Here is a 12,829-nt window from a genome sequence, read left to right on the forward strand (position 1 = left end):
CCAGCACACCGCGATCCGAAAGGGATGGTGTCGAATGTTGACGGGGTCGGCCCGGCGGCTCTACTATCGCCGACAGCGGTCCTCGATTTCATCGATGAAATGCCTGCACCAGGTGGCCGAGTCAATGAAGACAGTGAAAGCGAGGCACGTCGTGAGGCGTCACAGCACCCGGATCAGCATCGTCGCAGCGGTCACAGCCGCGACTGCGGCCCTTCTTCTCAGCGGCTGCACGCCGTCGTCCGCGGGAGGCGCCTCGGCCGGGAACGGCGGCGACACCTTGACCGTCTGGCACTACTACTCCGTCGACGGCCAGACCGCCGGACTCGAGGAGCTCGCGTCGGACTTCGAATCGACGCACGAGGGGGTCGCGGTCGAGAACGTCTACGTTCCGTTCGACCAGCTGACGAACAAGCTCGTGCAGGCCGCGGGAACGGGCACCGGCCCCGATGTGGTCGTCTACAACGCCGCCGATACCTTCACCCTCACCGAGGCGAAGGCCATCGAGCCGATGAACGAGTGGTGGGACCAGTACGCCGACGCCGGGCAGTTCCCCGACGCCGTCGTGCAGAAGGTCGGCGACGACGTCATGGGCGTGCAGGGCTTCGTGAACCTGATCGGCCTCTGGTACAACCAGGACATCCTCACCGAGCTGGGTGTCGAGGCTCCCACCACGTTCGAGGAGCTCGAGGCGGATCTCGCCTCGGCCACGGCCGCCGGCAAGGACGGCATCACGCTGACCGGCAAGGCGAACTCCGAGGGCGAGTGGCAGGCGTTCCCGTGGCTCTCGCGTGCCGGGTGGGACTACGCCGCACCCGAGCAGCAGCCTCTGCAGGACGCGTTCGCGATGGTGCAGGACTGGACCGCGAAGGGCTACCTGACCAAGGAGGCGGCGACGTGGGACCAGACGGTCCCTTTCCAGCAGTTCGCCGCGGGGAACACGGCCTTCGCCGTCAACGGCAACTGGCAGATCACCTCGGCCGAGAAGGACGCCGCGTTCGAGTACGGGGTCGTGCCGATCCCCGTCGGTGAGGGCGGCTCGGTCTACCTCGGCGGTGAGGTGCAGAACGTGGGCGCCTTCTCCGAGAACAAGGCGCTCGCGCAGGAGTACCTCGAGCAGGAGTTCTTCTCGAAGCAGGGGCAGCTGACGCTGCTCGACGCCTTCGGCTCGATCCCCGCCCGTGCCGATGCAGCTGCCGACGACAAGGTCGGCAGCGACCCGATCCTTTCCCAGTTCGCGGCGATCCTCCAGGACGACGGCCACACCTCGCCTGACCCGGCGATCCCGTCCGAGAACGTCGCGAAGGTGCTGCAGACCGTCGGTGAGTCCTGGAGCGCGGCGGTCGCCGGCAGCGGGACCCCCGAGCAGCTCTCGAGCGACCTGATGACGACCCTGACGCCGCTGCTCCAGCAGTAGCAGACCCCGACGAGAGAATGGAGCGACCGTGAGCAGCACCTCGACCACGACCCGGAGACGATCCGGCGTCGGCGGCGGCCGACTGGGCTTCGCCGCACCGGGAGGAGTGCTGCTCGCGGCGCTGTCGCTCTACCCCATCTACCTGCTGATGAGGATGAGCGTCAGCGAGGTCAGCTCCGGAACCCTCAACGGGGACTGGCCGTTCGTCGGAGTGCAGAACTTCCTCGCGCTGCTCCAGGGCTCCGACCTCGGCGGCGCCACGCTGCGCACCGGGGCCTTCGTGGTCCTGGTCACGGTCGTCGGGGTCGTCGGAGGACTCGGAGCGGCGATCGCCCTCCGTTCCTCCCGGCTGGGCAGTGCCTTCCTCCTGGGGATGATGGTGTTCATCTGGGCCATGCCGCCCGTGGTGAACGGCAGCATCTGGAAGTTCCTCCTCGCCGATCAGGGTCTGGTCAACACGCTCGTGCGGGCGACCGGCCTCTCGGCGGAGGGCGTCCCCTTCCTCTACGACGCGAGGTTCGCGCTGCTCTCGGTCGCGATCGTGAACGCCTGGGCCGTCATCCCCTTCAATGCGCTGGTCTTCCGGTCGGCTCTGCTGGGCATCGACCCCGAGATCCTCGAGGCGGCCTCGGTCGACGGCGCGAGCCGCTGGCAGGAGATCCGGAGCATCCTCATCCCCGCGGCGCGGCCGACCGCCGTCATCCTGGCGATCCTGACCGTCGTCTACGCCTTCCGCAGCTTCGACTTCATCTACGTGATGACCGCCGGCGGCCCCGGAGACGCGACGTCCACGCTGCCCTACCTCAGCTACTCCCAGGCCTTCGTCCAGCACGACTACGGACTGGGTTCCGCGACGGGCATCATCGCCCTCGCCATCGTGGCGGTCCTCGCCGTCGTCTACGTCCGATCGACCAGGAGCGAGTCCTGATGAGCACCCTCACCGCCCCCCTGACCCGCCTGCGAGGCGGCGCTGCGACCCGCGTCGCGCGACCGTCCCGCACCCGGGAGCCGGTCGCCTTCACCGTACGCGTGGTGCTCTACGTCCTGTACGGGCTGCCCCTTGTCTGGATCGTGCTCACCTCCCTCAAGCGCCAGGGCGACGTGGTCGGCGGAGCGATCCTCTCGGCGCCCTCCTTCGACGCCTATGCGGAGGCGCTCGCGAACCCCGCCCTCGCGACGGCGCTCGCCCAGTCGGCGCAGATCGCCCTCGGGACCACTGCACTGGTGCTCGCGCTCGGCGTCCCGTTCGCCTACGCGCTGCGCCGCGTCGACGGCGTCGTCGCCGGTCTCGTCCTCGGGCTGCTGATCTTCCTGCAGATGGTGCCGCAGACGGCGAGCATCATCCCTCTGTTCGCGATCTTCAGCAGGCTCGGTCTTCTGGACACCACCGCCGGTCTCGTCCTCGCCGATACGGCGATGTTGCTGCCGTGGGCCGTGCTGCTGCTGCGACCGTTCTTCGCCGCGGTGCCCGACGCCATCGAAGAGGCCGCCTCCATCGACGGGGCCGGTCGGCTGCGCACCTTCTTCGCCGTCGTCGTCCCGATCGTTCGAAACGGCATGGCGACGGTCGGCTCGCTGATCTTCCTCGTCGCCTGGGGCGAGTTCCTCTTCGCGATCAACCTCTTCCTCTCTCCGGTCAACTACCCGATCAGCGCTCTCATCGCGCAGCAGACGTCGGGGTACGGGATCGACTGGCCCGGGCTGATGGCTCTCGCGGTCATCTCCTCGCTGCCGCTGCTGGCCGTCTACGTGCTGTCGTTCCGGCTGCTGCGTGAGGGCCTCGCCGTCGGCAGCGTCAAGTAGCAGTCGTCCTTCCTCTCGTCCCGCGCCACTCTTGAAAGATCCCGTCATGACCTTCTCCCCAGCCCTGCCCGTTGACCCGGCCGCCGGGACCCTGACACCCCTCGCCATCGACCGGGTCCAGCTGGACCCGGAGGGGTTCTGGGGACGTCGGGTCGCCGTCAACGCGACCGCCACCTTCGAGCACAACCTCGGCTGGCTGGAGCGCGCCGGATGGCTGCGCAATTTCGAGCTCGCCGTCGGGGGCGGACTCGCCGAAGGCCGTCGCGGACGCGAGTTCGCCGACTCCGAGGTCTACAAGACCCTCGAAGGGCTCTGCTGGCACACCGCCGGACGTGAGGACCCGGAGACCGAATCGATCATCCGCGCTCTCACCGCCCGCATCGTCAGTGCGCAGGAGAGCGACGGCTATCTCGGCACCCGCTTCGGCCGGCACGGTCAGGCTGAGCGTTACAGCGACCTCGAGTGGGGCCATGAGCTGTACAACGCCGGACACCTCCTCCAGGCCGCGGTCGCGCGACTGCGCACCCACGGTGAGGACGGGTTCACGCAGGCCGCGCGCCGTCTCGCCGACCACATCTGCTCGGAGTTCGGGGCGGACGGCCGCCAGACGGTCTGCGGACATCCGGAGATCGAGGTCGCGCTCACGGAGTTCGCCCGCGCCACGGGGGAGGAGCGCTACCTCGAGCAAGCCCGCGTGTTCTTGGACCGCCGCGGTCACCAGAGCCTGGAAGACGTCGAGTTCGGTCGCGCCTACTTCCAGGACGACGTCCCGATCCGCGAGGCCAAGGTCCTCCGCGGACACGCGGTGCGCGCCCTCTACCTCACGTCCGCGGTGGTCGACGTCGCCGTGGACACTGATGACGCCGAGCTGCTCGCGATCGTCGAGCGGCAGTGGGAGGCCACAGTCGCACGCCGGACCTACATCACCGGTGGAATGGGCTCGCATCACCAGGACGAGGCGTTCGGCGCCGACTTCGAGCTACCCAACGACCGCGCGTACTGCGAGACCTGCGCCGGCGTGGGCTCGATCATGCTCTCGTGGAGGTTGCTGCTCGCCACCGGCCGCCCGCGCTACGCGGACCTGATCGAACGCACTCTGCACAACATCATCGCCACCGCCGTGTCCGAGGACGGCCGCTCCTTCTTCTACGCGAACACCCTCCACCGGCGCGAGCCCGGCGTCGCGTCCTCCCCGGAGGAGCAGTCCAAGCGCGCGGACTCCAGTCAGCGGGCGGCGTGGTTCGACGTCGCCTGCTGCCCCAACAACCTCGCCCGCACCTTCGCCTCGCTGTCCGGCTACCTCGCCACCACCGATGCGAAGGGTGTGCAGCTGCACCAGTACGCGTCCGCCACGATCTCCGCCGCTCTCCTCCAGGGAGACGTCTCGATGGAGGTCTCCAGCGACCTGCCGGAGCGGGGGCGAGTCGCCGTGACCATCACGCGCACACCCGTCGAGCCGTGGACTCTGACGCTGCGGATCCCGACCTGGGCGACGAACGCGGACGTCGTCGTCGTCTCCGCCGACGGGGATGCTGCCGAGACGCCGACCGGACCGTTCCACGGCACGCTCCACCTCGAACGGCGTTTCCGCGTCGGCGACCGGATCGAACTCGACCTCCCCTTCGAACCCGTCCTCGTGCAGCCCGACGAGAGGATCGATGCCACCCGCGGCACCGTCGCCGTCCAGCACGGACCGGACATCCTCTGCCTCGAGTCCGTCGACCTCCCCGCCGGCGCCCACGTCGACGACATCGCCCTGGACGCCGGAGCGGTCCCGATCGCACGAGAGGGGCGTGTGACGCTCGCCGGCAGCGTCGCCGAACGCGACGAGCACGAATGGCCCTTCTCCAGAATCCCTCGAACCCCGCACCGACGGCCGTTGACCGTGGCGCTCACCCCGTACCGGTCGTGGGGATCCCGAGGTCCCGTGTCGATGCGCATCTGGCTTCCCGTGAACCACTCCTGATTCCCGGGCGAGCTCCCACCGCCGGGCGGATCCTCGCTCCTCTGCGGCGGCCGCCGGTCACCGTATCCGCACTTCGACGAAGAAGGCAGGACATGTCCCTCCTCTCACGCAGAGCCTCTCGGCTGCTCGCGGCACTCACGATCGGCGTCATCGCCGCAGCAGGATCGGTGGTGGTCGGCCAGACCGCCGACGCCGCCACCAGCTACCCCTACACGCTCGCCTCCGACAAGATCCGCGCGAGCTTCGCCGCGGACGGGTCGATGCAGTCGCTCAAGATCGTCGGCGACCTACACGACACCGAATACCTGATGAACCCGGACAGCGCTCCGGAGCAGGCCCGCGAGACGAACAGCAAGTACCGCCAGTGGTTCGGGAACCTGATGTTCTCCTACGCGAACGGCACGGGAGCAGTGTCGACCACCGGTGTCGGCGCGAACCCCTGGAAGACCGCGTGGACCTCCCAGTCGGCCGACGGCCGCACCGTCTCGGCGACGTCGAGCAGTGTGACGGTCACCCACCAGAACTCCACCAACGCGGAAGGCGTGAAGGGCTTCACCGTCACCGAGACGTACTCTCTCGCCTCCGACGGCTCCCTGGTCTGGAAGCAGGACGTCAAGAACACCGCGGCCACGCAGCTCGTCATCGGCGACTGGGGTGTCCCCGTTCCCGGCAACGAGCTATGGAGGCAGGGCGACTCGATCTACGAGACCCGGGTCCTCACACACTCCTACGTGGGTAAGAACGGCTCCTACGTCACTCTCGAGCGTCCCAGCGGCCAGGGCCCGTTCATCGCCATGACCGCCGACACCGCATCCGGCTCCGGCTTCGAGTACCAGGACCGCTGGCGCACCGAGGAAGTCGGCAACACCTCCTGGGCCTGGAACTCGGCGAACGAGAGCTCGAACATCAAGGGCCTCAACATCTACTACCCGCACTCCACCGCGATCCAGAAGACCAACCGCGGCTACCTCAGCTCCACCAGTGTCGCCATCGCGCCGGGCGCGACGAAGAGCTACACCTATCGCATCGGCAAGGTCGATGACGACGCAGCACTCAAGCAGACGATGTTCGATCGAGGGCTGCTCGACACCACGGTCGTCCCCGGACTCATCGTGCCCATCGACCGGCGCGCAGAGATGGCGTTCCGGATCAAGGGCACCATCACGTCAGTCACCGCGCGCAACCGCAACGACCTCAAGGGGTCAGCGCCCACGAACCCCGTCGTGACGTTCTCCCGGAGCAACGGCGACTACCGGATCTACGGGATGACCTTCGACCGCACGCAGCTGGGCGCCAACGACGTCACCGTCTCGTACACGGACCAGACCGGCGCCGCGCGGCAGTCCGTCCTCCAGTTCTCCGTGATCGACAGTGTCGCGGGACTCCTCGACACGCATGCGAAGTTCATGGTCGAGAAGACCCAGTGGAAGCCGTCCGACGGACTCTCCGCGAGCGACATCCGCAACTACACCTTCGACGACTGGATGATGAACGCCCCCGACGGCAGCCTCGCCACCACGACGAATGCCCCTCAGGGCCGCCGCAACGAGTACGCCGGCTACTACGGGCTCGGCGACGACTGGGGACTCCCGCACGGCCAGTTCCTCGCGGAGAAGCTCGTCGCCCTGCCCGACGCCATCCAGATCAAGGCCCTCGACGACTACCTCCAGAAGGCCGTCTGGGAGAACCTGATGGGGAACACGTCGCCCAGCGCCGCGCCGAAGTACACCGTCTACGACTTCTGGGAGCAGGGGAAGCCCGGCAGCCTGAACACCACGCCCGGCTACCGCGGCTACGCCTACCCGCACGTCTACAACACGTTCTTCGGCATGTACAACATCGCCAAGCAGAACCCCTCCGCGATCGCCTACGCCCACCCCGCTCAGTGGTACCTGACGACGGCCTACGGGATCTTCAAGGAGCTCTACGAGGGACCCGTCGCCTACAACTGGGAGACCGGACTCATGGGTGAGCTCTCGACACCCGATCTCATCGCCGCATTGCGCGCCGAGGGACTGGACACGCAGGCCAACGACATCGAAGCGAAAATGGCGATCAAGTACGCCAACTTCTCCTCCAACGCCTACCCCTACGGCTCCGAGTACAGCTACGACAACACGGGGGAGGAGGCGGTCTACACCCTCGCCAAGCTCAATGTGAACGACGACAAGACGAACGCCCTGCGCGTCATGCGCGACATCGTCGCCAAGACGGAGGCCGCCCGCGGACGCATGCCCGTCTGGTACTGGTACTCCGACCCCACCACCATCACGGGCGAGAACTGGTGGCAGTTCCAGTACAGCGCCTCCCTCGCCGGCTACACGATGGACGACTACATCAACCACACCGCAGCACTCGAGACCGGAACCACGGCCATCACCGCCGCGCGCCGCGCCGAGCTGCAGCGCCTGAACTACGCCGGCAAGGTGGCAGGACTCGCGACCATCAACTCCGGCCAGATCAGCAACGCGCCGGCCAACATCGGAGCCGCATCGTGGTCGTACCAGGCCGAGCGCGGCAACCTCGGCACCCTCGGGGTCGGCGGAGGCGCGAACGTCAAGCTGAACAACGGCTGGCGGGGCATGACCGGCGAGAGCGATCTCGGACTGTGGGGCACCCTGCAGACCCTCAGCGCCGACGTCGTCACCGATGACCCGATCTTCGGAGTCGTCGGATACGGAGCGGACGTCTCGCGGGACGCCTACTCCATCACCGTCATCCCGAAGGACGGCCTGCAGCGCCGCCTCAACCTGGTGACCCAGCAGCTGTCGGTCGACCTCGAGAACGACGCCTACTCGCAGGCGATCGTCGGCTCGAACAGCGCCGACCTGCGCCTGGACATGCTCAACCGCACCGGCACCGCACACTCCGGCATCGCGGAGGTCAGCGGCCTCGCGCAGGGCAGCTACGCGGTCATCGTGAACGGCGTGCGCCAGCGCACCGTCAACGTCTACCGGCCGGCCTCTCTCGCGGGAACGCTTCCCGCGCCGGTCCGCGTCCCGTTCGATGCGCCCGCCGGCAGCACGTACATCGTCCACCTGGTCTCGACCGCCCCGGGCGCGAATGCGGCGCCGACCGTCAACGCCGGACCCGACCAGGCCGGGCTGTCCCTCGGACTCGATCCGATCCAGCTCAGCGGATCCGCCTCCGACGACGGACTCGGCTCGCCGAACGGAACCCTGACGACGCAGTGGAGCGTGCAGTCTGCTCCTGCCGGTGCCACCGCGACCTTCGCGTCGCCGACTGCTCGCCGCACGTCTGCGTCGGTGAGTACCGCCGGCAGCTACGTGTTCGCACTCCGGGCAAGCGACGGCGTCCTTGCGACCACCGACACGGTGTCCGTGACCGTTCAAGCCCTGCAGCCGCTCCCGGCCGACTGGGTGACCTACACCTTCGACTCATCGTCGAACGGCACCGTCCCCGACGCCTCCGGCAACGGCAACGCGCTCGCGCTCAAGGGGACGGCGGCAACCGCCACCGACGGCACGGCGAGCGTGCTGCGGCTGAACGGAAGCGACGGGGCCTTCGCCCAGCTGCCGTCGGACATCCTGTCACGCTCGAAGGACCTGACCATCTCGATGAGGGTGAAGGTCGATTCGATCTCCACCTTCAGCCGGCTGTTCGACTTCGGCAGCAGCACCCAGAAGTACGTGTTCCTCACGCCGAAGTCGACTGACGGGAAGCTAGGGCTCGCCCTCACGACCTCCGGTAATGGAGCGGAGACACGGATCTCGACGAACTTCACGATGCCCGCTGGGCAGTGGACCGACATCAAGGTGACCTTCAAGGCGAATACGAACGGCACGACGACGGGAACGATCTTCGCCAACGGAGTGCAGGTCGGGCAGAACACCGCCATGCCGCTCGCTCCGAAGGACCTAGGCCGCACCAGCGGCAACTTCCTCGGCAAGTCGCAGTTCCCCGACCCGTACCTCGCCGGCAGCTTCGACAGCTTCGAGATCGACGGAGTCGTGCGCTAACGACACCCGAAAGACCAGCGCTGAACCGCTCGTCGCCCCCTCCTCACGCGGCGACGAGCGGTTCAGCACCTCTTCCCGCGCACAACTTCTGCGCATCAGCCCTCGCCCGCTGGCGCCACCGAGGGGCGAGCTGGTTGAGGTTGCTCGAGACGTACCCGATCGTGCTGCGGATGTTCATCAGATCCGCGGCAACTGACTTGAACTCCGCGTCCGTGATGACCGCGTCCTCGGCCGTCGCGGACTCGAACGGGGAAGTGCGACGCCCGCAGCGGGTCGAGCAGGCTGTCGCCGGCGACTACTCGCCGTCCTTCGCTCTCGCGCTGATGCAGAAGGACGCGGGGCTGATCCAGGCCTACGCGGACAGCGTCGGTGCGCCCGTCCCCGGCGTCGCGACGGCCCGCCACTACATCGACGAGGCGATGGCCGCCGGCTTCGGCGGGGAGAACGCCTCGGCGCTGATCAAGGCGATCGCCGCCGAGGCCGACGTCGACCTGACCCGGCGCTGACCCTCCGCCCCGGGGTGCCCCTGCCCGGCCGTGACGGCCGCCGCAGGGGCTCCCCCGGCACCCTCCCCGTCCCGGCCGCGCCGCGTGCTTCACTGGAGGGATGACCACGCGTGACGACCACATCGCCGACTTCGCCGAGTTCCTGACCGCCTCCCCCTCCTCGTACCACGCGGCCGCCGAGGCGGCACGGCGCCTCGAGGGAGCCGGATTCACGGGGCTGGACGAGACGCAGGCGTGGCCCGCGGAGCCCGGCCGGTACTACGTCGTCCGCGACGGCGCGATCATCGCCTGGCACCTGCCCGAGGGCTCCGGGGCGACCACGCCCTTCCGCATCCTGGGCGCCCACACCGACTCCCCCGGCTTCATGCTCAAGCCCCGGCCGACGATCGGCTCGAAGGGCTGGCTGCAGGCCGGCGTCGAGATCTACGGCGGCCCGCTGCTCAACTCCTGGCTCGACCGCGAGCTCGAGCTGGCCGGGCGCGTGGTCACCCGCGACGGCTCGACGCGCCTGCTCCGGACCGGTCCGCTGCTGCGCATCCCGCAGCTCGCGATCCACCTCGACCGCACGGCGAACGAGGGCCTCACTCTCGACCGCCAGAAGCACACCGTCCCCGTGTTCGGCGTCGGCGACGCCTCCGAGGTCGACCTGCTCCAGCTGCTCGCCGCGCACGCCGGGCTCGACGACGCCTCCGACATCGCCGGCTACGACCTGCTCACCGCCGACACGCAGGCGCCGCGCCGCTTCGGCCTCGACGAGATGTTCCTCGCCGCCGGGCGGATGGACGACCTCAGCTCCGTGCACGCCGGCCTCGTCGCGCTCCTCGCGGCGAGCGCCGATCCCGCGGCGCCGCCCGCGCACATCAGCGTGCTCGCCGCCTTCGACCACGAGGAGCTCGGCTCGGCGAGCCGGTCCGGAGCGAGCGGGCCGTTCCTCGAGGACGTCCTCTCGCGCATCGGCACGGCCCTCGGCGCCGGTGTCGACGAGCGCGCCCGGGCGATCGCCGCCTCCTGGTGCCTCTCGGCCGATGCCGGCCACTCCGTGCACCCCAACTACTCCGAGAAGCACGACCCGTCGAACCAGCCGGTCGCCGGGAAGGGGCCGCTGCTCAAGATCAACGCGACGCAGCGCTACGCGACGGATGCGCGCGGCGCGGCGCTGTGGGCGGGCGTCTGCGAGCGCGCCGGCGTCGGGTACCAGGAGTTCGTCTCGAACAACTCGGTGCCGTGCGGATCCACGATCGGCCCGCTGACCGCGACCCGGCTCGGCATCTCCACGGTCGACGTGGGAGTGCCGCTGCTCTCGATGCACTCGGCGCGCGAGCTCGCCCACGTGGACGACCTGGTCGCCCTGACCGCGGCGATCGAGGCGTTCTTCACTCCCTGAGCCGGGTCCGGCGCGACCGGGATACCGCGGCCTGGAGCACCCACCGGGCGGACCCTGCGACTCCGCTCAGTCGCCGGGCGGCCGGCGGCGCTGCCGCTTCGTCTCGGAGCGCTGCTGCTTCGCGGCGAGCCGCCGGCGGGTGGAGCCGCGCGTGGGCCGGGTCGGGCGCCGCGGGGCGGAGGGAGGCGCGAGGGCCGCGGTGATGATCCCGCGGAGCATCTCGAGGGCCGTCTCGCGGTTGCGCAGCTGCGAGCGCTCCTGCGCCACCGTGACGGTGACCGCTCCGGAGACGAGCCGCCTCCCGAGGCGCTCGAGCAGGCGCGAGCGCTGCTCGTCCGAGAGGGCCGCCGACTCCTCGACGCTCCAGGTGAGCTGCACGCGGCTGTCGGAGGTGTTCACGTGCTGCCCGCCGGGCCCGGAGGAGCGCGAGAACCGCCACTGCAGCTCCGATGCGGGGACGACGAGCCCCGGCCGCACCTCGAGATCCATGCGGCAAGCCTGGCACGCGCCCACCCCGGAGCGGGAGCGCCGGCGATCCGCTCCCGGGTGCGGTGTCCTCTTCCGGACGTGTCCGCTACAGGCTCTTGTCCCCGCCGTGGTCACGTCCGGACACTGGAGAGGTGCCCGGGCGGGCGCATCGGCCGACTCCTCACTGCCACCCGAAGGCGTCGAGGGGTCGGCCGCACGGCTCGGTCCCGCGGGAGCTCAATCGCGCGGCACCGTCTCGGCGAGGTCGATCTCACCGTCGTCCAGCACTCCCGGCTCGAGCGCCTCCGGATCGTCGAGCACCGGCTCTCCGGCTCCGGCGTCGCCGTCGCGGGTGCGCGAGTCCGCCGCCCACGCCGTGCCGAGCGCGAAGAGCGTCGCCACTCCGTAGTGCTCCATCGCGGCGGCCACGCGGCGGCGGCCGGTCCGCGGATTCATGCCGAGCCGGTGCGACGCGGTCTCGAGCGTGACGCCCTGGCGCATCAGCCGGAGCAGCGGCAGCCAGCTCTGGTCGACGGCTCCGATCGGAGCGGCCTGCCGCCACAACACCTCGAAGTACGACTCGACCAGACCGGCCAGCGCCGCATGGCGCACGCCGAGCACGCTGGTCGGCTTCGTCTCGCCCCACTCGAACGGGACGGCGAGGTGGTCGCCGTCGACCCAGAACCAGCTCGGCGGGCTCTCGAGGAGCCGGTACTCGACGCCCGCCGCCTGGTACGCCTCCACCCGGGCGAGCACCCGCGGGTCGCGCGCGCCGGCGGCCGGCATGATGACGCGCACCCGGTCCTTCGCCGCGAGCGCGTGCCCGAAGCGGATCGCCCGCTCCGTCGGCGGGTCGAGGAAACGCTCCACGTTCGGGAGCACCGCCACGAGCGAGCCGGAGTCGCGGCGCACCAGGTCGAACCAGAGGTCCTCGGAGGCGTGCGGCCCGTGGCGGAGGAGGGTCGGCACGGGATCCGACGTGTCCTCGCCGACCCGCCAGGCGCCGAGCAGCATCGGCAGGCCCGCGACGACGCGCTCGATCCCGTCCAGGGACTCCCTGCCCGCCCGCCGCGCCGACTCCGTGTGCCGGGCGATGGCCGCGGCCGCCCACTCCATCGGCGCCGGGAAGTCGAGCTGCTCGCCCTCGCCGCCCATGAGCCCCCGGCCGCGGAGCCGCTCGATCGCCGCAGCGACCTCGGCCTCGTCGATGTGGGTCAGCTCCGCCGCGTCGGCCAGCGTCGCCGGCCGTCCCCGCAGCAGCGCAGCCAGGAGTCCGTCGTCGTCCATGCGTCTCCTTCGCCGTGGGCC

At 69.7% G+C, this 12,829-nt stretch carries 10 protein-coding genes; 7 read left to right on the top strand and 3 right to left on the bottom strand.

Annotated features, from left to right (window positions below; genetic code table 11):
* The first annotated feature begins 151 nt into the window (after nt 1-151).
* The 5 genes from C5C35_RS13065 (at nt 152) to C5C35_RS13085 (ending at nt 9,163) form a co-directional block, all read left to right on the top strand.
* Nucleotides 152-1,414 carry an extracellular solute-binding protein gene (locus C5C35_RS13065; protein WP_181027149.1) on the top strand — a complete coding sequence of 421 codons (1,263 nt, stop codon included), beginning with the start codon at nt 152-154 and terminating at the stop codon, nt 1,412-1,414.
* Between the two features lie 28 nt (nt 1,415-1,442).
* On the top strand, nt 1,443-2,342 hold the full coding sequence (locus C5C35_RS13070) for a carbohydrate ABC transporter permease (protein ID WP_104247247.1): 900 nt from the start codon (nt 1,443-1,445) through the stop codon (nt 2,340-2,342).
* On the top strand, nt 2,342-3,217 hold the full coding sequence (locus tag C5C35_RS13075; RefSeq protein ID WP_104224039.1) for a carbohydrate ABC transporter permease: 876 nt from the start codon (nt 2,342-2,344) through the stop codon (nt 3,215-3,217). The genes C5C35_RS13070 and C5C35_RS13075 overlap by 1 nt, the downstream gene beginning before the upstream one ends.
* A 46-nt stretch (nt 3,218-3,263) precedes the next feature.
* Nucleotides 3,264-5,183: a glycoside hydrolase family 127 protein gene (locus C5C35_RS13080; RefSeq protein ID WP_104225865.1), complete on the top strand. Its 1,920-nt coding sequence runs from the start codon at nt 3,264-3,266 to the stop codon at nt 5,181-5,183.
* 92 nt (nt 5,184-5,275) lie between these two features.
* Nucleotides 5,276-9,163: a DUF5695 domain-containing protein gene (locus C5C35_RS13085; protein ID WP_104263252.1), complete on the top strand. Its 3,888-nt coding sequence runs from the start codon at nt 5,276-5,278 to the stop codon at nt 9,161-9,163.
* A gap of 43 nt (nt 9,164-9,206) precedes the next feature.
* On the opposite strand, the gene C5C35_RS17315 is transcribed toward C5C35_RS13085, so the two are convergent.
* A complete protein-coding gene (locus tag C5C35_RS17315) occupies nt 9,207-9,341 on the bottom strand; it encodes a hypothetical protein (RefSeq protein ID WP_258067579.1) in 135 nt (44 codons plus the stop codon).
* Between the two features lie 76 nt (nt 9,342-9,417).
* Here C5C35_RS17315 and C5C35_RS13090 point away from each other — a divergent pair, with 76 nt between their 5' ends.
* Together C5C35_RS13090 and C5C35_RS13095 are read left to right on the top strand one after the other, a co-directional pair.
* Complete coding sequence (locus C5C35_RS13090; protein WP_181027148.1) at nt 9,418-9,669, top strand: NAD-binding protein; 252 nt, start codon at nt 9,418-9,420, stop codon at nt 9,667-9,669.
* Nucleotides 9,670-9,769: 100 nt separating this feature from the next.
* The gene (locus C5C35_RS13095; protein WP_104263253.1) at nt 9,770-11,053 is read left to right on the top strand and encodes a M18 family aminopeptidase; all 1,284 of its coding nucleotides are present in this window, start codon (nt 9,770-9,772) and stop codon (nt 11,051-11,053) included.
* Between the two features lie 66 nt (nt 11,054-11,119).
* Here the strand turns inward: C5C35_RS13095 and arfB are convergent, their stop codons facing one another.
* Nucleotides 11,120-11,542, bottom strand: coding sequence for an alternative ribosome rescue aminoacyl-tRNA hydrolase ArfB (gene arfB / locus C5C35_RS13100; protein ID WP_104263254.1), 423 nt, complete (start codon nt 11,540-11,542; stop codon nt 11,120-11,122).
* A 216-nt stretch (nt 11,543-11,758) separates the two neighbouring features.
* Nucleotides 11,759-12,808 carry a hypothetical protein gene (locus C5C35_RS13105; protein ID WP_104263255.1) on the bottom strand — a complete coding sequence of 350 codons (1,050 nt, stop codon included), beginning with the start codon at nt 12,806-12,808 and terminating at the stop codon, nt 11,759-11,761.
* Between the last annotated feature and the right edge of the window lie 21 nt (nt 12,809-12,829).

Source organism: Rathayibacter sp. AY1F8 (genome assembly GCF_002932165.1).
Lineage (GTDB): Bacteria > Actinomycetota > Actinomycetes > Actinomycetales > Microbacteriaceae > Rathayibacter.

Excerpts from the sequence above, each read along its gene's own strand:
- C5C35_RS13075 (WP_104224039.1), top strand. The coding sequence starts at position 2,342 with ATGAGCACCCTCACCGCCCCCCTGACCCGCCTGCGAGGCGGCGCTGCG.
- C5C35_RS13080 (WP_104225865.1), top strand. The coding sequence starts at position 3,264 with ATGACCTTCTCCCCAGCCCTGCCCGTTGACCCGGCCGCCGGGACCCTG.
- C5C35_RS13085 (WP_104263252.1), top strand. The coding sequence starts at position 5,276 with ATGTCCCTCCTCTCACGCAGAGCCTCTCGGCTGCTCGCGGCACTCACG.
- C5C35_RS17315 (WP_258067579.1), bottom strand. The coding sequence starts at position 9,341 with ATGAACATCCGCAGCACGATCGGGTACGTCTCGAGCAACCTCAACCAG.
- C5C35_RS13095 (WP_104263253.1), top strand. The coding sequence starts at position 9,770 with ATGACCACGCGTGACGACCACATCGCCGACTTCGCCGAGTTCCTGACC.
- arfB (WP_104263254.1), bottom strand. The coding sequence starts at position 11,542 with ATGGATCTCGAGGTGCGGCCGGGGCTCGTCGTCCCCGCATCGGAGCTG.
- C5C35_RS13105 (WP_104263255.1), bottom strand. The coding sequence starts at position 12,808 with ATGGACGACGACGGACTCCTGGCTGCGCTGCTGCGGGGACGGCCGGCG.